18 protein-coding genes and 1 tRNA gene are annotated in these 21,847 nt (G+C 70.6%); 9 read left to right on the plus strand and 10 right to left on the minus strand.

The genetic code is table 11. From position 1 onward, the window contains the following. Positions 1-3: 3 nt before the first annotated feature. Positions 4-1,644 carry a dynamin family protein gene (locus AC3EVP_RS32970; RefSeq protein ID WP_435136384.1) on the minus strand — a complete coding sequence of 547 codons (1,641 nt, stop codon included), beginning with the start codon at positions 1,642-1,644 and terminating at the stop codon, positions 4-6. Between the two features lie 328 nt (positions 1,645-1,972). Here AC3EVP_RS32970 and AC3EVP_RS32975 point away from each other — a divergent pair. Then, positions 1,973-2,048: transfer RNA gene (locus tag AC3EVP_RS32975), tRNA-Arg, on the plus strand. Between the two features lie 172 nt (positions 2,049-2,220). On the opposite strand, the gene AC3EVP_RS32980 is transcribed toward AC3EVP_RS32975, so the two are convergent. Both AC3EVP_RS32980 and AC3EVP_RS32985 read right to left on the minus strand, forming a co-directional pair. Continuing rightward, positions 2,221-3,015, minus strand: a complete 795-nt coding sequence (locus AC3EVP_RS32980) for an alpha/beta fold hydrolase (RefSeq protein ID WP_435136387.1) — start codon at positions 3,013-3,015, stop codon at positions 2,221-2,223. A 128-nt stretch (positions 3,016-3,143) separates the two neighbouring features. Then, a complete protein-coding gene (locus AC3EVP_RS32985; RefSeq protein WP_435136390.1) occupies positions 3,144-4,178 on the minus strand; it encodes a phospholipase D-like domain-containing protein in 1,035 nt (344 codons plus the stop codon). A gap of 443 nt (positions 4,179-4,621) precedes the next feature. On the opposite strand from AC3EVP_RS32985, the gene AC3EVP_RS32990 reads away from it, so the two are divergent. The 5 genes from AC3EVP_RS32990 (at position 4,622) to AC3EVP_RS33010 (ending at position 8,970) form a co-directional block, all read left to right on the plus strand. Next, entirely contained in the window at positions 4,622-5,566 is a 945-nt protein-coding gene (locus AC3EVP_RS32990; protein ID WP_435136393.1) for a SigB/SigF/SigG family RNA polymerase sigma factor, read from the plus strand. Positions 5,567-5,840: 274 nt separating this feature from the next. Further along, positions 5,841-6,332, plus strand: coding sequence for a MarR family transcriptional regulator (locus AC3EVP_RS32995; protein WP_335977957.1), 492 nt, complete (start codon positions 5,841-5,843; stop codon positions 6,330-6,332). Positions 6,333-6,574: 242 nt separating this feature from the next. Further along, a complete protein-coding gene (locus AC3EVP_RS33000) occupies positions 6,575-7,465 on the plus strand; it encodes an SIS domain-containing protein (protein WP_435136396.1) in 891 nt (296 codons plus the stop codon). A gap of 183 nt (positions 7,466-7,648) precedes the next feature. Then, entirely contained in the window at positions 7,649-8,503 is an 855-nt protein-coding gene (locus AC3EVP_RS33005) for a class II fructose-bisphosphate aldolase (RefSeq protein ID WP_435136399.1), read from the plus strand. 263 nt (positions 8,504-8,766) lie between these two features. Continuing rightward, positions 8,767-8,970 carry a MarR family transcriptional regulator gene (locus AC3EVP_RS33010; protein WP_335977953.1) on the plus strand — a complete coding sequence of 68 codons (204 nt, stop codon included), beginning with the start codon at positions 8,767-8,769 and terminating at the stop codon, positions 8,968-8,970. 25 nt (positions 8,971-8,995) lie between these two features. On the opposite strand, the gene AC3EVP_RS33015 is transcribed toward AC3EVP_RS33010, so the two are convergent. From AC3EVP_RS33015 to AC3EVP_RS33045, 7 genes are all read right to left on the minus strand, one after another. Further along, positions 8,996-9,904, minus strand: a complete 909-nt coding sequence (locus AC3EVP_RS33015; protein WP_435136403.1) for a DedA family protein — start codon at positions 9,902-9,904, stop codon at positions 8,996-8,998. Positions 9,905-10,076: 172 nt separating this feature from the next. Further along, positions 10,077-10,823 (minus strand): SDR family NAD(P)-dependent oxidoreductase, encoded by a 747-nt coding sequence (locus tag AC3EVP_RS33020; protein ID WP_335977951.1) that lies wholly within the window; start codon positions 10,821-10,823, stop codon positions 10,077-10,079. Between the two features lie 408 nt (positions 10,824-11,231). Next, positions 11,232-12,521 (minus strand): citrate synthase, encoded by a 1,290-nt coding sequence (locus AC3EVP_RS33025; RefSeq protein ID WP_335977950.1) that lies wholly within the window; start codon positions 12,519-12,521, stop codon positions 11,232-11,234. Positions 12,522-12,645: 124 nt separating this feature from the next. After that, positions 12,646-14,868, minus strand: coding sequence for an SF1B family DNA helicase RecD2 (recD2, locus tag AC3EVP_RS33030; RefSeq protein ID WP_435136408.1), 2,223 nt, complete (start codon positions 14,866-14,868; stop codon positions 12,646-12,648). A gap of 316 nt (positions 14,869-15,184) precedes the next feature. Then, on the minus strand, positions 15,185-16,036 hold the full coding sequence (locus AC3EVP_RS33035) for a sugar phosphate isomerase/epimerase family protein (protein WP_435136411.1): 852 nt from the start codon (positions 16,034-16,036) through the stop codon (positions 15,185-15,187). Next, on the minus strand, positions 16,033-17,196 hold the full coding sequence (locus AC3EVP_RS33040) for a dihydrodipicolinate synthase family protein (RefSeq protein ID WP_435136414.1): 1,164 nt from the start codon (positions 17,194-17,196) through the stop codon (positions 16,033-16,035). Before AC3EVP_RS33040 ends, AC3EVP_RS33035 begins: the two co-directional genes overlap by 4 nt. Then, positions 17,193-18,344 (minus strand): Gfo/Idh/MocA family protein, encoded by a 1,152-nt coding sequence (locus AC3EVP_RS33045; RefSeq protein ID WP_435136417.1) that lies wholly within the window; start codon positions 18,342-18,344, stop codon positions 17,193-17,195. Before AC3EVP_RS33045 ends, AC3EVP_RS33040 begins: the two co-directional genes overlap by 4 nt. A gap of 286 nt (positions 18,345-18,630) precedes the next feature. On the opposite strand from AC3EVP_RS33045, the gene AC3EVP_RS33050 reads away from it, so the two are divergent. The 3 genes from AC3EVP_RS33050 (at position 18,631) to AC3EVP_RS33060 (ending at position 21,801) form a co-directional block, all read left to right on the plus strand. Next, a complete protein-coding gene (locus AC3EVP_RS33050) occupies positions 18,631-19,728 on the plus strand; it encodes a LacI family DNA-binding transcriptional regulator (protein ID WP_435136420.1) in 1,098 nt (365 codons plus the stop codon). A gap of 105 nt (positions 19,729-19,833) precedes the next feature. Further along, complete coding sequence (locus tag AC3EVP_RS33055) at positions 19,834-20,754, plus strand: bifunctional helix-turn-helix transcriptional regulator/GNAT family N-acetyltransferase (RefSeq protein ID WP_435136423.1); 921 nt, start codon at positions 19,834-19,836, stop codon at positions 20,752-20,754. Positions 20,755-21,003: 249 nt separating this feature from the next. Continuing rightward, positions 21,004-21,801, plus strand: a complete 798-nt coding sequence (locus tag AC3EVP_RS33060) for a sugar phosphate isomerase/epimerase family protein (RefSeq protein WP_435136426.1) — start codon at positions 21,004-21,006, stop codon at positions 21,799-21,801. Positions 21,802-21,847 lie beyond the last annotated feature (46 nt).

Here is a 21,847-nt window from a genome sequence, read left to right on the forward strand (position 1 = left end):
GGTTCACCTCTCCTTCTGCAGTACGGACAGGGCGGCGATCAGGGCGGACTGCTGTCCGGCGGTGACGTCGTAGCCGTCGATGGGCGCGAGCCGGCGTTCGCGTTCGCGGGACAGCAGTCCGGCGACGGCGTCGTCGAGCAGGGCGCGGGCGGCGTCGCGCAGCCGTACGGCGGCCTGGGCGCCGAGGGTTTCGGCCAGTTGCTCGCCGGCCGGCCGACCGGCCCTGCCGCCGAGCAGCACCGTGGCGAGGAGTGCGGCGATGTCCTCCGGGTCGGTGGCCGGCCGGTCGGCGGAGCGGGCGGCACGGGCCTCGGTGTAGGCGAGCTCGGTCACACCGCGCCGCCAGCGCCGTACTCCCTTGTCGATCCGGGCCGCGACGGCCACCCGGTCCCGGTCGGGGCGGGAGGTGGGTTCGTCGAGCAGCGCGGCTCCGGCCGGCTCGCGCTGCCACGCCTCGGCCACGCGGTCGTCGGCGGCGTCGGTCTCGGTGCGCAGCAGGGCGGCCAGTTCCTCGGCCAGGGCGCGCTGGAGCGCGTCGGGGCCGCAGGCCGGATAACTCTGCCAGTACGCCAGCGCCTCTCCGGCGAGTGGGCTGCCCTCCTCGATCGCGGCCGCGGTGCGGGATGCGGCCTGCTCGTAGGATTCCTCGGCGGCGCGGGTCAGCCGCTGGGCGGCCGCATGCTGGGCGGCGGAGGCGGCGGCCAGCGCGGGCAGTCGCTCGTTCATCGAGTCGAGGGTGCCGACGGCGGTGCGGCGGGCGGCGTGCTGCCGCGCGGCGGGGTCCTCGGCGCAGTGCGCCAGCCAGGCGCGCAGCGAGGCGACGGTGGTCTGCGGCAGCAGGCCGGCGCCGGCAGCCGACTCGGGCAGTTCCGGCACGGTGAAGCGGGGCACGTCACCGAGCCCGGCTTTGGCGAGCAGGGCACTGTAGTGGCGGCTGATGTCCTCGACGACCTGGTGCGGGACCCGGTCCAGGACGGTGGCGAGGGTGACGTCGTACTCCTTGGCGGCGCGCAGCAGGTGCCAGGGCAGGGCGTCGGCGTAGCGGGAGGCGGTCGTGACGAGAATCCAGATGTCAGCGGCGCAGATCAGTTCGGCGGCGAGTTCGCGGTTGTGGCTGACCAGCGAGTCGATGTCCGGGGCGTCGAGGAGGGCGAGGCCGCGGGGCAGGGAGTCGTCCGCCTCCAGACGGAGTTCGGCCCGCTCCGGTCCGAGGCGCTCGGCGTCGGAGCGGTCCGGTCCGTCCTCGTCCGCCCGGGAACGCTGACGGACGGACCAGATGCGGGCCAGCCCCGGCAGCACCCGGGGGTCCGCGAACCACGCCCGGTCCTCGGGGTGGCAGACGAGCACCGGTGTGCGGGTGGTGGGGCGCAGCACTCCGGAGGGGCTGATCCGGCGGCCGACCAGCGAGTTGACGAGGGTGGACTTTCCCGCCCCCGTGGACCCTCCCACGACCGCGAGGAGCGGCGCTTCCGGGGCTTTCAACCGGGGGACGAGGTAGTCGTCGAGCTGGGTGAGCAGCTCCTGCCGGGTCCGGCGAGCCCGTTCGGCCCCGGGCAGTGGGAAGGGGAAGCGCGCGGCGTCGACACCATCACGCAGTGCGGACAGCGCATCAAGCAGCTCGGGCCGTACGTCCAAGATCACCACAATGGCACAATGCCCCATATTGGCGTGATTTTGAAGCGTATTCGAGCGGGTTTGCCCTATTCGCCCGCCACGAGACCCCGATGGGACGCATGTGGACCAGGGGACGGAATGAGCCACCGGCATAACGAGTGCACAACAGCAGCATTTCGACCCGTCAAAAGCGATGCGGCTTCAGTGGTCACCTGGGATTATCGGACCGCTTCACCGAACCTCCACAACGTGTCACGCGGGTGAAGCATGCGGCAGCGGGCATCTGTCGCCCTATCCTTGACCCCGGTACGAGGTCACGGAACCACCCAGGGGCGGAGACAGCCGCGGCCACTGTCCGGCCCCCGTAGCTCAGTGGATAGAGCAGGTGCCTTCTAAGCACTTGGCCGCAGGTTCGAGTCCTGCCGGGGGCACCACAGCGAGAGCCCGCAGGCCACGCACGGAGTCATTTCATCCTCTTTTTTCGCTTTTATGGCGATTTCCGACCTGGCGAACCGTTGCCTCAGATGGCTGGTTTCAGCCCCCAAGGCCGCTGTTGACGCGGTTGCTGCGGCTACATCCCGGATCGTGGCGGCCCGCCCGAGGGCGTCACCGTGCGAGGAAGTCGATCACGGCCGGAAGCGCGCCGGGGTCCTGGAAGGGAAAGATGTGTCCGCCCTCGAAGACCCGCAGCTCGGCGTCCGGGACAGCCCGGGCGATGGCCTCGCTGTTGGCGACCGGGGCGATGCCGTCGTAGCGCCCGGCGGCGACCAGCGTCGGGCAGGTGACGGCTGCGAGCCGGTCGTACACGTCGTGCGCGGCTCGGGCCCTCATCTGGAGTTCCTCGCCCCGCTGTACGCCGGCCGGCCGGTCCGACGCCAGCCGCCCGCGCATCGACTCGACCACGGCGCGGTCGCCGGGGTGGGCGGCCAGCCACTCGGCGGAGAAGCGGGTGTCGAGGATGCTCGTGTACCGGGCCACCCGCTCCTCCGGCGGAAGCAGGGGCAGCGTGTGCAGCGGGTAGGAGGAGCCGCCGCGGCCCCCGGAGGACGTGCACAGCAGCGCCAACCGTTCCACCCGCTCCGGCCGGGTGACGGCCAGTTCCTGCGCCACCATCCCGCCGAAGCTGAACCCGAGCACGCGGAAGGACGGCCAGCCGAGGTGGTCGGCCAGTGCCAGCGCGTCCGCGCCCAGGTCCGCCATGGTGTACGGCCCGGCGGCGGGCCCGGACCTGCCTATGCCGCGCTGGTCGAAGGCGGCCACCTCGAACCGGCCGGACAGGCGCATGATCAGCACGGCCGCCTCGGCGAGCGTCCCGCCGGAGCCGTTGAGGAACAGCAACCGCGGCCCCTTGCCCGTCACCTCGTAGTTCAGGGCGACTCCGTCGAGGTCGGCGGTGGCCATGCGATCAGCTCCTTGTCCGGTCCGTCGTGCGCGGCGGCCGTGCCCGGCGCCGTCGGTGGGATTCTCGCGCACGGCGAAGTCGCGCCGTCCGCAAGCCCCGTTCGACCGCCGACCCGCACTCCCGTGGATCAGGACCAGGCCGCGCCGCCCGCGTAGTCGGAGGCAAGCGCCGTGTTGATGCCGGAGATGATCGACGTGGAGGTGGTGATGAAGCCCAGCTCGCGGTTCTTGTTGAGGGAGGCGTTGGAGAAGTTCTGCGAGCCGACGTCCACGGTGGCGGCGCTGGTGCCGTAGTCGGCGACGATCGCCTTGGCGTGGATGTACAGGGACGCGGTGTAGGCGTAGGTGTGCACATGGACGCCGGCCGCGGTGAGGGCATCGAACTCGTCGGCGTACTCGTTGTCGTCGTTGGTCATGGTGACCTCCACGTTCACCCCGCGCTTGGCGGCGTTCTCCAGCGCGGTGACGACGGTGGCGTAGCCCATCTCCTCGTTCTCCACCGACAGGCTGGTGGTGGCGCCGTTGATGATCGCCAGGATCTTCGACTGGGCGTCGGTCGGGCTCCACACCAGGTGGTCGCCGTCGGTCGGGGTGATCGCGGTACCGGCGTAGTCGGCCGCGAACACCTTCTCGATCGCCTTGACGTCCAGGGAGTTGTTCTCGATGACGGCGAAGTCGCGGCTGGTGGAGTAGTACTGGCTGGTCAGGTTGCCACTCATGATGGCGGTGGTGGCGTCGTCCACCGTGAGGGTCTTCTGGTGGGTGGCGGCGTACGTGGTGGAAGCCCAGTGCGTGGGCACGCCGTTGGCATTGAGGTAGGTGTAGGCCGCGGTGTTGTTCGACTTCTCCAGGTTCTGGTCGAGGATCACCCGGACCGTCACCCCGCGCTTGGCGGCGGCGACGAGATCCTGCTCGGCGGTGGTGTCGGTCAGTTCGTACATGGTGAGGTCGATGCTGGTCGTCGCCGAGCCGATCAGGTCGTAGATCGCGCCGTAACCGGCGGACGGCTCGGTGACCAGGGTGTAGGTGACCGCCGAGGGGGCGACCGAGGCGGAAGCGGTCGCAGCAGTACCGGACGTGGCGGCACCGGCGGTTCCGGCAGCCCCAGCGACCAGAGCGGCGGCGGCGAGCAGACAGGCAGGACGGATGTACGGGCGGGACATGCGAACCTCGCATAGGTCGTCCGATGTGGCATGTACAGGACATCACGACCCGCCTCGGCGATCTCCACAGTCCAGGCGAAATCCTGGACTCGGCTTGGCAAAGTCCCCAAGCGCGGAGGGCCTCGTCCAGCCGGACCCGGATGCGTACCGCCATCACCAGTCTGCGACGAACTCCCCCCGCACACAGGAGTGTTGGCGCCCCACCCGGAGCTCTCCGCATACGCCCCGCACCCGCAGCACTACGGCACACGAACCCCGGCGCACGGCCGCGCCGCACACGCAGCCCGACCAGGGGCGCCACACGCAGATGGTCGCCCTTTTGACTATTTGATCCTTTTAAGGTGGTTTGTCCCACATCTCACCGGGCACACCACCTTCGGCCCCTCCCCCGGCCGTGACCGACCGTATCCCTGAGGGGTCGCAGCGCGAGGAGCTGGTGATTGATGGCCTCTTCCGTCCCCGCTTCCAGTCACACATCCGCACACGCCTCCCCCCGGGGCCGGCACCCGCACGACGACGCCCCCGACACGGCCGAGGCGTTCCGCTTGCTCGCCCGGCTGCCGGACGGCGCCTCCAAGGAACATCTTCGGCAGCAGATCGCCACGGAGTGGCTGCCGATGGCTCACCGCCTGGCCGGGCGCTACCGCAACCGCGGCGAGTCCCTGGACGACCTGCGCCAAGTGGCCGCCCTCGGCCTGGTCAAAGCCGTGAGCCGGTACGACCCGGACCGCGGCACCGCCTTCGAGAGCTACGCGGTGCCGACCATAGACGGCGAGATCAAACGGCACTTCCGCGACTGCATGTGGTCGGTGCACGTACCGCGCCGGGTCCAGGCCCTACGAGCCCGCGTCCGCGCCGCACACCAGGAGCTGACCCAGACCCGGCCGGGACGCGAACCCACCGCCCGGGAGATCGCCGAGCACTCCGGCCTCACCGAGGAGGAAGCCGCCGCCGGCCTGGAAGCCCTGGAGAGCTTCAGCTCCCTGTCGCTGGACGCCCAGTGCCGGCAACCCTTGGACTCCGGACCTATGTCCCTGGCCGACACTCTGGGCGCCCCCGACCCCGCGCTCGACGTCGTACTCGACCGCGAAGCGGTCAAACCGCAACTGTGCCGCCTTCCCGAGCGCGAACGCCAGATCCTCTACCTGCGCTTCTTCCACGGAATGACGCAGAGCATGATCGCCGACCGGCTCGGCATCTCGCAGATGCACGTATCCCGCCTGATCGCCCGGTCCTGCTCGGCGATCCGAGAGGAGGTCGTCGGCGCCGAACACGCAGTGGACGCCCTCGAACGCGGCGCCCCCGACGCCGCCTCGCAGCAAACCCTGCACCGCCGTGATCACACACCGGCTCCGAACGCCGCCGCACCGCACAGACGCGCTGCCTGACCACTCCCGGCACCGCCCCTGCCGCCTCCCTGGCCCCTGCTCTCCACCAGCGCATCCTCCCTCCCGGCGGCCCGAACTCCCCTGTCCAGGACCAGGCATGCTTTTGCCAGAAAGGGCTACGAGGGTGAACAGACGGTGTGAGAAAGTGTGCGCCTGAGCTGTCCCCAGCAGGCTTCGAGCACCTGCCGGTACCGCGCTCGCCGCCGGGGGCGAGCGCGCTGGCAGCTATGGGCCACCCCGGCGATCAAGCAAACGATGCGAGGGATCGTTGCGTATGGACTCCACCCTGTCCGGGGCGACTTCGACAGCCCGACGCCGCAGACGGCTGACGAACCACATCAAGGAGCATGTGCGGGACCTCCATGCCCAACTCACGCTTCTCAACCACCAGATAGGTGCGCACCTCGACCTTCGGGACGCCGATCTGGAGTGCCTGGACCTGATCAGCCGACACGGCCCGATGGGCCCGACAGCACTGGCGCGGCGCGCGGGCCTGCACCCCGCCACCCTCACCGGCGTGCTGGACCGGCTGGAACGAGGCGGCTGGGTTGTCCGCACCCCCAACCCCAGCGACCGCCGAGCGATCCTCGTCCAGGTAATCAAGGAGAAGGAAGCCGAAATCGGCTATCTCCTCTCCGGCCTCAGCCATGCCATGGACGGCGTGTGCGCCGATTACGACGATGACGCCCTGACCACCATCGCCGACTTCCTGCAGCGCAGCACCGAGGCGGGACGGACCGCCACCGACGAACTCACCAAGAGCTGATCCACCCGCCTCCACACCGGCCCGGCCCCCTGCGCCAGCAACTCCACCACCCCAGGCGCAGGGGCCGGGCTTTGTGCTTCCCGCCCCCACGGCGGCGCCCGCCCACCCGATAGAGCAACCGAACTGCGCACTCCTGTTCATTACACCCTCACTTCAAGCAGAATCAATCATCTACACTGACCGAAGTACGCGCACGACACCCGACCGCGCAGCCCCGCGCGCCGCCTGCCCGAGGAGCCCTTATGGCCGCCCCGTCACTGACCACCACCGAGATCACCACCCAGCCCGACTGCTGGCAGCGCGCGGTCGAGCTCGCTCCGGAGCAGTCCGGGAAGCTGCCCGCCCGTGGTGAGCGGGTCGCGGTCATCGGCTGCGGCACCTCCTGGTTCATGGCGCAGTCCTACGCCACCCTGCGCGAGAGCACCGGTCAGGGTGAGACGGACGCCTTCGCCGCCTCCGAGTTCCCGCTCGGCCGCAGCTACGACCGTGTGCTGGCGATCACCCGCTCCGGCACGACCACCGAGGTGCTCAGGGCCTGCGAGCAACTGCTCGGCTCCACCCCGGTCACCGCCATCACCGCCGACCCGAAGACCCCGGTCATGCAGGCCGCGGACGAGATCGTCGTCCTGGATTTCGCCGACGAGCAGTCCGTGGTGCAGACCCGCTTCGCCACCACCGCGCTGGCGCTGCTCCGTGCCCACCTCGGCGAGGACCTCACCACCGCGATCGCCGACGCGCGCACCGCCGTGAGCGACGATCTGTCACCCGAGGCACTGGCCGCCGAGCAGGTCACCTTCCTCGGCACCGGCTGGACCTACGGGCTGGCGCAGGAGGCCGCGCTCAAGATGCGGGAGGCCGCCGGCGCCTGGACCGAGGCATATCCGGCCATGGAGTACCGCCACGGCCCGATCAGCATCACGGGCCCCGGCCGCGTCGCCTGGTCCTTCGGCCCACTGCCCGAGGGGCTGGCCGACAATGTCGCCGCCGTCGGCGGGCACCTGGAGCACCGGCCCAGCGTCGACCCGCTCGCCGACCTCGTCCGCGCCCAGCGCCTCGCCGTCGCGATCGCCGAGGCCAAGGGCTACAACCCGGACCGTCCGCGCAACCTGACCCGATCGGTCATCCTCGGCTGACCCCATCTCCATCCACCGCCCTTCTCCGCTTCTCCCGCTGACGGCGCTTCCGCATCCGTCGGCACCCGCTCCGCATCCGTCCGCCGCTGCCACGGCGGACCGACCCACCTGCACCGTCGGCACGCCGCGTGCCGGCCCACCGGTCCCCGAACGACCCCGGGGACCCGGACCCGAGGAAGCCGCATGCCGACCGCCGCCACCGCCGAACTCGTCCTCGCCGCACACGCGTCCGGCGGTGGCGTGGCCGCCTTCAACGTGATCACCCTGGAGCACGCCGAAGCGATCACCGCCGCCGCCGAGCAGACCGGTCTGCCCGTCATCCTCCAGATCAGCGAGAACGCCGTGAAGTTCCACGGCGGCCGCCTCGATGGTGTGCTCGCGGGCGCGGCGGCCGCCGCCGAAGCGGCCGCCGTACCCGTCTCCCTCCACCTGGACCACGTGGAGGACGAGGCACTCCTTCGCGCCGGGGTCGCCGCCGGCGTGACCTCGGTGATGTTCGACGCATCGGTCCTGCCCTACGAGGAGAACGTCAGCGCCACTGCCCGGATCACCGAGTGGGCCCACACCCACGGGGTGTGGGTGGAGGCCGAACTCGGCGAGGTCGGCGGCAAGGACGGTGCGCACGCCCCGGGTGTGCGCACCGACCCGGCGGAGGCCGCGGCTTTCACCGCTGCCACCGGTGTGGACTCGCTGGCCGTCGCGGTCGGCAGTTCGCACGCGATGACCGAGCGCACCGCCCGGCTCGACCACGAACTCATCGGCCGGCTGCGCGAGTCCGTGGGCGTGCCGCTGGTCCTGCACGGCTCGTCCGGCGTGTCCGACGGCGAACTGCGGCAGGCGGTCACCGCAGGCATGGCGAAGATCAACATCGGGACGGCGCTCAACATCGCCTTCACCACCGCCGTACGCGACTACCTCGCCTCGGACCCCACAGCCGTCGACCCGCGCCGCTACCTCCGCCCTGGTCGCGACGCGATGACCGCTACCGCCGCCCACCTGCTGCGAGTGGTGGCCGGCGGGCCCGAGCAAGAAGGCTGAGACCCGAAGCGGGATTGTCACGCACGGTAATTCTGCCGCAGTCCGGCCGGTCCGAAACGATCTCCACCGACAAGCAACTCGAACGAGTGATCGAGTGCGCTTCGATGTGATCAATACTTCGGTAATACTGGCCGTGACCTGCGGTTTGTCACCGTTACGCGGGTTCCGTGTCACAGAAGATCAACAACCGCATGCGCGCGTCGCGCCCCGTCGTTGTCCGGACGAAGGTGCTGATCGATATCGCCGTCGCATGGAGGTGCTTCATGACCGATCGGACCCTGTGGTCGTACGCGGACATCGCAGCCCACATCCGCGTCCAGGTGGACACCGTGCGTTCCTACCGGAAGCACGGCCACCTGCCGGACCCCGACGTCGTCGAACGCGGGAAACCGTTCTGGTACGCGGACACGATCCGGGCGTGGAGCGCCCGCCGCCCGGGCAACAGGGGGCGCCGGGACCCCGGCTGACCCGGCGCCGCGGCGCAGCTCACCGCTAAGTGCCGCGCCCGGTCAGCGGACGCGAACTGTCGCCCGCATCGTTGTCCGGCGGCGGCACGGGAGACGGCAGGATCTCCCGGCCGTCCTCGGGCACCGAGACCGGGGGAGGACGCTCGGACGCGGCAGGCGGCGGGACGATCACGGCACCCGTGGCTGCGGACGGCTGCGGGGCGGACGCCGCCGAGGTGCCGCCCTCGACACCCGCCGCAGTCGGTCCGCCCGGCCCTTCACACCCCCCGGCGGCGGACGCGACCACGACGGACGGGGGGCTGCCCCCGTCGCCATGCCGTCGGTCCCGCCCGCGTGAAACCCACTGCGCCACCGTGCCGACCCCGGCGACCAGCAGGGATATGCCGAGCCCGAGGGACAGCGCGTAGAAGGAGTTCGAGGCTGCCCGGCCGCTGATGTATCCGGCACCGACGGAATACGACGCCCACACCGCCTCCGCGACACCCGCGCCGACGGCATACCGCCGTGCCGGATACCGCACGACGCCCGCGGCCAGCCCGCCGATCACCCGGCCGCTGGGCAGGAAGCGGACGCCTATGACAAAGGGCACACCATGCCGCTGGATGCGCAGGGCGGCCCATTTGAGCAGTGCCGCCTGGCGGGGCCGGCGGCGCATGCGGTGCAGCACCCGGCCGCTCAGTGCCCGCCCGGCGCGGTGCAGCAGCATGTCACCGACAACGGCGCTGCCCGCCACCACCAGCAGCACGAGGGCGATGCTGAGACGGCCCTCAGCGGCCATCACACCGCCCGTGACGAGCAGGACGGCGTTGGGTACGAGCGGCGGGGCCGTCGTCGCGGCCAGCAGCGCGTACGCCCAGAAGACGTTGCCACCCCGCAGGTGCTCGGCGAGACCGGAGGTGAAGTCGATCGACGACACGCTCAGTGCAACGTCCATACCACCGCCCCTCTTCCCACCCCCTGGGATCAACGCTCCCAGCGGTTCCCTCGGCTCGGCAAGCGGGTTTGGCGGTGTAGGGGTACTTCTCCGCCGATTCCCCGGAAATCTCATCCTCGGGATGCAGCGGGCCTACTCCCGTGGGTGGAGGCCCGGAAACCACTGGTCGCCGTCAACGCCCGAGCAACTCGCCGCCGTTGCACTGCAGGATCTCGCCGGTGATGAAGCCGGCCTCCGGGGAGGCCAGGAAGAGCACGGCCGCCGCCACGTCCGCCGGCCTGCCGACCCGGCCCACCAGCGTGCGTCCCGCGCGCCGGGTCAGCTCCGCGTCATTGAGCCGCGACCCGAAGAACTCGGTGCCCGCCACGGTCCCGGGAGCCACGATGTTGCACGTGACGCCCTGCGGACCCAGCTGGGCGGCCAGGGAGTGGTTCCAGGCGTGCAGGGCGGCCTTGGAGGCCCCGTAGGAGCCACCGCCGCGCAGCGCCGCGACCGAGGTGACGGTGACCACCCGGCCGGCGTCGGAGAAGCGGTCCCGCAGCGACTCGGTGAGCAGCACCGCCGTCAGGACGTTCCGTTCGAAGTCACCGCGCCAGCGCGCCAGCAGACCGTGCGGCCCGGCTCCCACGGCCAGCTCGCGGCTGCCCGCGCTGTTGACCAGAACGTCGACCCGCTCGGGCAGTTGTGCCAGGACCCTCTCGACGTCGTCGGGATCGGCCAGATCGCAGACGGCCGGAGTGACGTCCAGCCCGCGCTCGGTGTGCAGCTCGTCCGCGGCGGCGTGCAGGACCTCGCGGCGGCGGCCGACGATCGTGACGCGGTGGCCGTCCTCCGCGAACCGGATCGCGATGGCCAGGCCGATCCCTGTGCCTCCGCCGGTCACGACGATGTTCCGGACCGTTGTCGCGTTCTCTGCCATGTGCTCCGCCCCTCGAGGAGAAACAGCACGCTACGGGATCACGCCGGACCGGCCGCGAGCGGGGTAGCCAGCACAAACACCCACAGCGAAGAGACGTAGATCACATCGCCGAGAGCGTAACCAATACGGCGTCTCGTGGGTCTTATGTCTTGAACACCGGCCCCCGGCGGAGCCGGTGTAGAGAGTTGAGGTACGGTCCATCTTGGGGGATGGATCGAGTTGCGTCGCCGGGGCGATCTCCGGGGAGCTTGAGCGGCCCTCCCGGCCGCTTCGTCCCGGCTTGGCGCGGCCGCCGAAAAACGCCCGGTACGGACCCGTGGGGGGATCCGCTCCGGGAAACGGGAGCGCCCCGTGCCGGACCCGTGGGGGGATCCGTCGCGGGGCGCTCTCTTTACGCGTGGGCCCAGGTCAGCGGGCCTCGACCGGGACGTAGTCGCGGGTGACGACGCCGGTGTAGATCTGCCGCGGGCGACCGATGCGGGAGCCGGGCTCCTTGATCATCTCGTGCCACTGGGCGATCCAGCCGGGCAGCCGGCCCAGCGCGAACAGCACGGTGAACATGCTGGTCGGGAAGCCCATCGCGCGGTAGATCAGGCCGGTGTAGAAGTCCACGTTGGGGTAGAGCTTGCGCGAGACGAAGTAGTCGTCGCTGAGCGCGTGCTCCTCCAGCTTGAGCGCGATGTCGAGCAGCTCGTCGGACTTGCCGAGCGCCGAGAGGACATCGTGCGCCGCCGCCTTGATGATCTTCGCCCGCGGGTCGAAGTTCTTGTAGACGCGGTGCCCGAAGCCCATGAGCTTCACGCCGTCTTCCTTGTTCTTCACCCGGCGGATGAAGGAGTCGACGTCGCCGCCCTCGGCCTTGATGCGCTCCAGCATCTCCAGCACCGACTGGTTGGCACCGCCGTGCAGCGGCCCCCACAGCGCGCTGATGCCGGCGGAGATCGACGCGAACAGGTTGGCCTGCGAGGAGCCGACCAGCCGGACCGTGGACGTCGAGCAGTTCTGCTCGTGGTCGGCGTGCAGGATCAGCAGCTTGTCCAGCGCGTTGACCACGACCGGGTCGAGCTCGTACTCCTCGGCCGGGACCGAGAAGGTCATCCGCAGGAAGTTCTCGACGTAGCCGAGGTCGTTGCGCGGGTAGACCACCGGCTGGCCGACGGACTTCTTGTACGCGTACGCCGCGATCGTCGGCAGCTTGGCGAGCAGCCGGATCGTGGACAGGTCGCGCTGCTCGGGGTCGAACGGGTTGTGGCTGTCCTGGTAGAACGTCGACAGCGCGCTGACCACGGAGGACAGCATCGCCATCGGGTGGGCGTCCTTCGGGAAGCCGTCGTAGAACCGTTTGACGTCCTCGTGCAGCAGCGTGTGCTGCGTGATCTGCCCCTGGAACGAGGAGAGCTGGTCGACGGTCGGCAGCTCGCCGTTGATCAGCAGGTACGCGGTCTCCAGGAAGGAGCCGCGCTCGGCGATCTGCTCGATCGGGTACCCGCGGTAGCGCAGGATGCCCTGCTCACCGTCGAGGAAGGTGATCGCGGACTTGTACGCCGCGGTGTTGCCGTAGCCGCTGTCCAGGGTGACCAGCCCGGTATCGGCACGCAGCTTGCCGATGTCGAAGCCGTTGTCACCGACGGTGCTGTCCACAACGGGGTAGCTGTACTCGCCGTCCCCGTACCGCAGTACTACAGAGTTGTCGCTCACGTCATTCCCTCACCGACGGTTTTGCCTCTTCTTCGAGGTGCCCTGACTACGTCCACTGTCCCCCATTTGGCACTGGGGTGTGCACTCGGGGTCGGCCATCGGGCCGAAAAGTGGCACGGAGTGCCTATTTTGCGCCCAGATCAAGCCGATGGTCGAGAGCGGTGAAGCGCCGACCCGCCGAGACCGTGCGCACCGCCTGGCCGATCGCCCGGCGGGACCCCACCAGCACGACCAGGCGTTTCGCCCGTGTGACCGCGGTGTAAAGCAGGTTCCGTTGGAGCATCATCCAAGCGCCGGTAGTGACGGGGATCACCACCGCGGGGTACTCGCTGCCCTGCGACCTGTGAATCGTGACGGCATAGGCGTGGGTCAACTCGTCCAGTTCGTCGAAGTCGTATCCGACCTCTTCGTCCTCGTCGGTCCGCACCGTCAGCTTCTGCTCCACCGTGTCGAGGGCGGTGACCACGCCCACGGTGCCGTTGAAGACGCCGTTGGCACCCTTCTCGTAGTTGTTCCTGACCTGCGTGACCTTGTCGCCGACCCGGAAGGTGCGCCCGCCGAAGCGGCGCTCGGCGACGTCCGGGCGGGCCGGGGTGACAGCCTGCTGGAGCAGCCCGTTGAGCACGCCCGCGCCGGCCGGCCCGCGGTGCATCGGGGTGAGCACCTGGACGTCGCGGCGCGGGTCGAGACCGAACCTGGCCGGAATTCGACGGGCCACGACGTCGACTGTCAGCCGGGCCGCCGCCTCCGAGTCCTCCTCGGCGAAGAGGAAGAAATCGGCCAGTCCCTGAGTGACCGGCGGGGTGCCCGAGTTGATCCGGTGCGCGTTCGTCACCACACCGGACTGCTGGGCCTGGCGGAAGATGCGGGTCAGCCGCACCGCCGGCACCGGGCCGCTCGGGGTGAGCAGATCCCGCAGCACCTCGCCCGCTCCCACGCTCGGCAGCTGGTCGACATCGCCGACGAACAGCAGGTGCGCTCCGGGTGGCACCGCCTTCACCAGTTTGTTCGCCAGCAGCAGGTCCAGCATGGACGCCTCGTCGACGACCACCAGGTCCGCGTCGAGCGGCCGGTCCCGGTCGTAGGCCGCGTCCCCGCCCGGCTTGAGCTCCAGCAGGCGGTGCACCGTCGAGGCGGCGGCCCCGGTCAGTTCGGCGAGCCGCTTGGCAGCCCGGCCGGTCGGCGCGGCCAGCACCACCTTGGCCTTCTTGGCAACCGCCAGGGCGACCACCGAGCGCACCGTGAACGACTTGCCGCAGCCCGGGCCGCCGGTGAGTACCGCGACCTTCTGTGTGAGCGCCAAGCGCACGGCGTCCTGCTGCTCGGGGGCGAGGTCCGCGCCGGTCTGCTCGGCGAGCCAGGCCAGCGCCTTGTCCCAGTCGACGTCCTGGAAGGCGGGCATACGGTCCTCAGGTCCGCGCAGCAGCCGCAGCACCTGGGCGGCGAGCGCGATCTCCGCCCGGTGGAATGGCACGAGGTACACCGCCTTGATCGGTTCGCCGTCCCCGTCGGGCGACGGGACGCTCTCACGCACCACGCCCTCCTCGTCGGCCAACTCCCCCAGGCACTCGATCACCAGGCCGGTGTCCACCTGCAGCAGCTTCACCGCGTCGGCTATCAGCCGCTCCTCCGGCAGGAAGCAGTTGCCGTTGTCCGTGGCCTGCGAAAGGGCGTATTGCAGGCCGGCCTTGACCCGCTCGGGGCTGTCGTGCGGAATTCCCACCGCCTGTGCGAGCCGGTCGGCGGTCAGGAACCCGATGCCCCACACCTCGGCGGCGAGCCGGTACGGCTGGTTCTTCACCACGGAGATCGAGGCGTCGCCGTACGTCTTGTAGATGCGCACGGCGATGGAGGTGGACACCCCGACGCCCTGGAGGAAGACCATCACCTCCTTGATCGCCTTCTGCTCCTCCCACGCGGCCGCGATCAGCTTCGTCCGCTTTGGCCCGAGGCCGGGCACCTCGACGAGACGGGTGGCCTCTGTCTCGATGACGTCCAGCGTGTCGGTGCCGAAGTGGTCCACGATGCGCTCGGCGATGCGCGGCCCGATGCCCTTGATCAGCCCGGAGCCGAGGTAGCGCCGGATGCCCTGGACCGTGGCCGGCAGGACCGTCGTGTAGTTCTCGACGGTGAACTGCTTGCCGTACTGCGGGTGGGAGCCCCAGCGGCCGTTCATCCGCAGGGACTCGCCGGGCTGCGCGCCCAGCAAGGCGCCCACCACCGTGAGCAGGTCGCCGGAACCGCGTCCGGTGTCCACCCGCGCGACCGTGTAGCCGTTGTCCTCGTTGGCGTACGTGATCCGTTCGAGGACGCCCTCCAGGACCGAAAGGTGCGGTGCCTCACCCATCTGCGAGCTCCCTTCGGGCCGGTCGGTGATCTGCTCCGAAGGTACCGGCAGCGGCCGACAGCGCGGCGGCGGTCACCCGCCCGGCTGTGGACAACTCCGAAGCCGGCGGGCGGAAAGCGAGAGGGGCCCGGCCGAAGCCGGGCCCCTCTTCATCCCTCCCCCTGTACCCCCGAAACCCCCCTCGGGCGTACCAGCCGGGCTCCCTGAACCCCCTCCGGGAGCCCCGATGCCATGTACGACACACCACGGCCCGAAAGGGTTGCACCGCGGAACGGCAAAATTCGAAGATTTTTTTTTCCGGCCCCGTCAGGGCACGTCAGAGCACGTGCCTCCGGTACCTGTCGGCGACTTCGGCGAGCACCTCGGCCCCGTCCCTCGCCCACAGGCCGGGGTTGAAGATCTCCACCTCCACCTGGCCCTGATAGCCGGCCTTGTCGGCCAGGACGCGGAATCCCCTGAGGTCGACGCAGCCGTCACCGAGTTGACCGCGCCCGAGCAGTACGCCCTCGGGCAGCGGCGTCACCCAGTCGGCCACCTGGAAGCAGGCGATCCGGCCGCCCTCGCCGGCGCGCGCGATCCCGGCCGGCGCACGGTCATCCCACCACAGGTGGTAGGTGTCCACCACGACGCCGACGTGTTCGGGCGCGAAGCGCTCCGCGATGTCCAGGGCCTGTTCCAACGTCGAGATCACACAGCGGTCCGAGGCGTACATCGGGTGCAGTGGCTCGATCGCCAGCCGCACGCCGTGCTCCGCGGCGTACGGCACGAGCGAGCCGATCGCTTCCGCGACCCGTTCCCGGGCGGCCGCGATGTCGCGTTCGCCCTCGGGCAGGCCGCCGGAGACCAGCACCAGGGTGCCGGTGCCCAGGGTCGCGGCCTCGTCGATCGCCGCACGGTTGTCGACCAGTGCCTCCGCCCGCTGCGCCGGGTCGGAGGCGGTGAAGAAGCCGCCGCGGCACAAGGAGGTGACGGTGATCCCGTGGTCGTGCATCAGCGCGGCCGCCTCCGACACGCCGTACTCCTGGACCGGTGCGCGCCACAGGGCGACCGACGTGATGCCGACCTCCGTGCAGCCCGCGGCCAGTTCGGGCAGCGACCACTGCTTGATGGTCTCCTGGTTGATGCTCAGGCGCGCGAGGTCCGTCATGGCGCCCAGGTCTCCGGTCATGCGTCCACTCCGTATACGGCCAGCAGCCCGCGCATCCGGGCCTCGGCGAGTGCGGGGTCGGCGAAGATCCCCACCTGGTCGGCGAGTTCATACGCCCGCGCGAGATGCGGCAGCGAGCGGGCCGACTGGAGTCCGCCGACCATCGTGAAGTGGTCCTGGTATCCGGCCAGCCAGGCGAGCAGGACCACACCGGTCTTGTAGAAGCGGGTCGGCGCCTCGAAGAGGTGCCTCGACAGGCCGACCGTGGGGTCCAGCAGTGCCCGGAAGCCCGCGGCGTCCCCGGTGTCCAGGGCGCTGACCGCGGCAGAGGCCAGCGGAGCCAGCGGGTCGAAGATGCCGAGCAGGGCGTGGCTGAAGCCTTCGTCGTCGCCCTCGATCAGCTCCGGGTAGTTGAAGTCGTCGCCGGTGTAGCAGCGCACCCCTTCGGGCAGGCGGCGGCGCAGCGCGACCTCGCGGCCCGCGTCGAGCAGCGAGATCTTGATGCCGTCGACCTTGTCCGGGTGGGCGGCGATCACCTCGAGGAACGTCTCGGTCGCGATGTCGAGATCGCCGCTGCCCCAGTAGCCGGCGAGTGCGGGATCGAACATCGGGCCGAGCCAGTGCAGGATCACCGGGTCCGCGGACTGCCGCAGCAGGTGCCCGTACACCTCCAGGTAGTCGTCCGGCCCCTTGGCGACCGCGGCCAGGGCGCGCGAGGCCATGATGATGGCCTGCGAGCCGGCCCCTTCCACCACGGCCAACTGCTCCTCGTAGGCGGCGACGACCTCGGCGAGGGTGGCCTGTGCGGCGGCGGGGCCGACGAGTTGGTCCGTGCCGACACCGCACGCGATGCGGCCGCCCGTCGTCCGTGCCTCGGCGGAGGACCTGCGGATCAGCTCGGCCGCGACCGGCCAGTCCAGGCCCATGCCGCGCTGCGCGGTGTCCATGGCCTCGGCCACTCCGAGACCCTGGCTCCACAGGTGGCGGCGGAAGGCGAGGGTCGCGTCCCAGTCGACGGCCGCGGGGGCGTCGGCGGCGGTGTGGAAGGGGTCGGCGACGACATGAGCGGCCGAATACACCACCCTGCTGCGCAGGGGCAGACCCGCCTTGTGGTGCATCGGCTCCGACCGGGGTTCGTAGGCACGGGTCGTGCCGGACGCGTCCGGCAGCAGGATGGTCACAGCGAAAGCTCCGGGACGTCGAAGCGGCGGCCCTCCGCGGAGGACTTCAGGCCCAGTTCGGCGAGTTGGACGCCCCGGGCCCCGGCCAGCAGGTCCCACTGCCAGGGCTCGTCGAGCACCACGTGCCGCAGGAAGAGCTCCCACTGCGCCTTGAAGCCGTTGTCGAAGTCGGCGTTGTCCGGGACTTCCTGCCACTGGTCGCGGAAGGTCTCGGTGGCCGGCAGGTCAGGGTTCCAGACCGGCTTGGGAGTCGCCGAGCGGTGCTGGACACGGCACTTGCGCAGCCCTGCGACGGCGGAGCCGTGGGTGCCGTCCACCTGGAACTCGACGAGTTCGTCGCGGTTGACGCGCACGGCCCAGGAGGAGTTGATCTGCGCGACGGCGCCGCCCTCCAGTTCGAAGATGCCGTAGGCCGCGTCGTCCGCCGTGGCGTCGTACGGCTTGCCCTGCTCGTCCCAGCGCTGCGGGATGTGGGTCGCGGTGAGCGCCTGCACGCTGCGCACCCGGCCGAACAGCTCATGCAGCACGTAGTCCCAGTGCGGGAACATGTCCGCCACGATGCCGCCGCCGTCCTCGGCACGGTAGTTCCAGGACGGGCGCTGCGCGCTCTGCCAGTCGCCCTCGAAGACCCAGTAGCCGAACTCGCCGCGCACGGAGAGGATCTGACCGAAGAAGCCGCCCTCGACCAGGCGTCGGAGCTTCTGCAGACCGGGCAGGAACAGCTTGTCCTGCACCACGCCGTGCTTGACGCCGGCCTCGGTGGCCAGCCGCGCCAGCTCCACCGCGCCGGCCACCGAGGTGCTGGTGGGCTTCTCGCAGTAGATGTGCTTGCCTGCCGCGATGGCCTGCTTGACGGCTTCCTCACGGGCGGAGGTCACCTGGGAGTCGAAGTAGATCTCGATCGACGGGTCGGCCAGGACCGCGTCCAGGTCCGTGCTCCAGTGCTCCAGGCCGTGCTGCTCGGCGATCGCGCGCAGCGCGTGCTCGCGGCGGCCGACCAGGACGGGCTCCGGCCACAGCACGGTGCCGTCGCCGAGGTCGAGGCCGCCCTGTTCGCGCAGGCTGAGGATCGACCGCACCAGGTGCTGTCGATAGCCCATTCGTCCGGTGACGCCGTTCATGGCGATCCTCACGGTCTTGCGTGTCATGGGCCTCTCCTGAGCGGTCGGGGGGTGGGCACGAAGGCCGACTACGATGCGCTCGCACCATAGCAAGCGCTTTCTTCCGCATCACGCTAGCTTGCATGAGTGGCTGTCGACAAGACTCTCCAGGATGCGAAAGTAAGCGCTTGCTGAGAGGGTGCCTGCGGAACGGCACTGCCGCTGCCGCGCACGGCGGCGAAGTGAGAGCATGTGCCGCGACGGCCGAGCGCCGGTAGGGCGCCGGTCAGGGCGGTCGAACGTCCGGTCGCCGTACGAGGAGGTCAGGAGCGACATGGCAGTGACACTGGCCGACGTCGCGGCGCGCGCGGGAGTGTCGTCGGCAACGGTCTCCCGCGTGCTCAACGGCAACTACCCCGTGGCCGGCAGCACCCGGGAGCGGGTGCAGCGGGCCGTGGCGGAGCTGGACTACGTCGTCAACGGGCAGGCGCGAGCACTCGCCGCGGCGAGCTCAGATCTCGTCGGCGTGCTGGTCAACGACGTGGCCGACCCCTTCTTCGGCCTGATCGCCAGTGCACTCCAACGCGAGATCGCCGGCGGGTCCGGCAACGCGAACAGCGGCGGGAAACTCGCGGTGGTCTGCAACACCGGCGGCTCCCCCGAGTCCGAACTCACCTATCTGACCCTGCTCGAACGCCAGCGCGCGGCCGGCGTGGTGCTGACCGGAGGAGCGGTCGAGGACGGCCCGCACACGGCCACCGTGTCCGCCCGGCTGGCCCGGCTGGCGTCGTCCGGCACACGGATCGTGCTGTGCGGGCGGCCACCGCTGCCCGGCCCGGCGCCGGGCATCACCACCCTCACCTTCGACAACCACGGCGGGGCCCGGCGACTGACCGAGCACCTGCTCTCGCTCGGCCACCGGCGGATCGGCTGCGTGGCCGGCCCGATCGAACGCAGCACGACGCGGCACCGCCTCGAAGGCCACTTCGCGGCGCTCGCCGCACGCGGGCTCGCCCCGCGGCCCGACGACGGCGCGGACCTCGCCGATCTGCCGGGCCAGCCCGTCGTGCACGGCGGGTACGACCGCGCGTCCGGCTACGACGGCGCGCTGGAACTGCTCCGCAAGGACCCCTCCGTGACCGCGATCGTCGCGGCCAACGACGCGGCCGCGCTCGGCGTGTGCGCCGCCCTCCGCGACCGAGGGCTCAGCGTCCCCGGAGACATCTCCGTGGCCGGGTTCGACGACCTTCCCTTCAGTGTGGACGCCTCACCGGCGCTGACCACGGTCCGCATCCCGCTCCAGGAGGCCGGCGCACGCGCGGGCCGACTGGTACTGGGCCGGTCGGCTCCACCGCCGGGTTCGGTCGCCACGGTGACCACGGAACTGATGGTCCGGGACTCCACGGCGCCACCGGCGCACGCCGCCCGCTGAGCCCGCCGGGGGTTATCCACAGACCGGAAATCGGGGCTTTCGCTCGGCTCCGCCACGGGCATACCTTTGACTCAGGCAAAGAAAAACGGAAAGGCCGGAGTCGTCATGGCAGTCCAGGAGATCCGCGAGTTCAACCGCTTCTACACCAACCTCATCGGCGCGCTCGACTACAGCCGCCACCTCCACACGCCGTTCACGCTCACGGAGGCGCGTGTGCTGTACGAACTCGCGCACGCGCGACGCACGGACGCGGCCGACCTGCGCGTGGAGTTGTCGCTCGACGCCGGCCATCTCAGCCGGATGCTGTCGAAGTTCGAGGAGCGGCAACTCGTCACCCGCAGGCCTTCCGAGGAGGACGCGCGAAGACAGCGGATCGAACTGACCAAACAGGGGAAGGAAGCCGCGTCACTGCTGGAGGAGCGCGCCCAGGAGGCCGTGGGTTCACTGGTCGGCCGGATAACGCCGGAGGACCGGCCACGGCTCACCGCCGCGATGCGCACGGTCCGCGAGATCCTGCACGACGACCACCGCGTCACCACCGGTCCGCGCGTGATACTGCGCGTTCCGCGCTCCGGCGACCTGGGATGGGCGATCGAGCGCAACGCCTCGGTGTACGCGGCGGAGTACGGCTGGGACGAGGGGTACGAAGCGCTGGTCGCGCGCATCGTCGCGGACTACGCGGCCGACCATGACCCGGAGCGCGAGGGGATGTGGGTGGCCGAGCTGGACGGGGAACGGGCGGGGTGCGTCTTCTGCGTGCGGGACGACGCGCCCGACACGGCGCGGTTGCGCCTGCTGCTGGTCGACCCGGCTGCCCGCGGGCACGGGATAGGGGGGCGGTTGGTGGACGCGTGCATATCCTTCGCCCGCCAGGCCGGTTACCGCGACATGGTCCTGTGGACCAATGACGTACTCGCGGGTGCCCGCAGGATCTACCAGCGGGCCGGGTTCGAACTGGTGGCGCAGAAACCCCATCACAGCTTCGGTCAGGACCTGGTGGGCCAGGACTGGCGGCTGGTCCTGTGACGGGCTGGCCTGCGAGCGGACCCGGAGCAGACGCCGACGCCAGACCCGGAGCCGGAGCCGGAGCCCGGAGCCGGATGTGAAGGTGGGACCGCTGATGCGCCCGTACCCGTGGCGCTCCAGTGGGGTCCGAGGGTGAAGTTCCCGTCATCGAAAGGAGGCTGGGTTGCAGGGAAGCGGGGGCGACACGCCGGAGCGGGGACGCGTGGCACCGGTTGACCCCGTGCGGGAGCCGTGCCTAGTGTCCGGCAAATGAGACTCGCCTTCTCCACCCTCGGACTTCCCACGTTGCCCATCGACCAGGTGGTGCGCCTCGCGGCAGAAAACGGCTACCACGGCGTCGAGCTGCGCGCGAGCGACGAGGAACCTGTGCACCCTGGGCTCGCCGCGGATGAACGGGCCCGGGTGGTCGAGCAGTTCGCGGCAGCCGGGATCGACATCCTCACCGTGGCCGCCTATGCGCGGGTGGCCGCGCGTGGCGAGGACGGCCCGGTGCTGGCCGAGACCGAGGCCGCGGTCGACCTGGCCGCTGACCTGGGCGCGTCCTACGTACGGGTGTTCCCGGGCGGCGGGGACCTTCCGGCCGCCGAGGCGGACGCGCTGGCCGAACGGCGGCTGGCCGCGGTGGCACCGTATGCGGCCGACCGCGGGGTCCGGGTGCTGCTGGAGACGCACGACTCGCACCGGGCCGGCGCCGATGTGGCTCGGGTGTTGGGCGCCGTCGGGCACCACTCGGTGGGCACGATCTGGGACGTGATGCACACCTGGCTGGCCGGGGAGCAGCCGTCCTCGACGTATCCCGTGCTGGCCCCGTACCTGGGCTATGTGCAGGTGAAGGACATCGCTTCGGCGGAGGATCGGACGCCGCTGGCGCTCGGTAAGGGCGTGCTGCCCCTGGCCGAGACCATCGAGGTGCTCAGCAGGGCCCAGTGGGACGGCTGGCTGTGCTGGGAGTACGAGAAGCGGTGGAATCCGCAGGCGGAGGATCTGCCGGGCATGTTGGGCGCCGGGCGGGAGCACCTGGTCCGGCTGCTGTCCGAATCGGCCTGACCTGCCTGATCGGGCGAGGCAGCGGGGCCGGGGGCCGAGCCCTGGG

The sequence above is a fragment of the Actinacidiphila sp. bgisy144 genome (genome assembly GCF_057708105.1).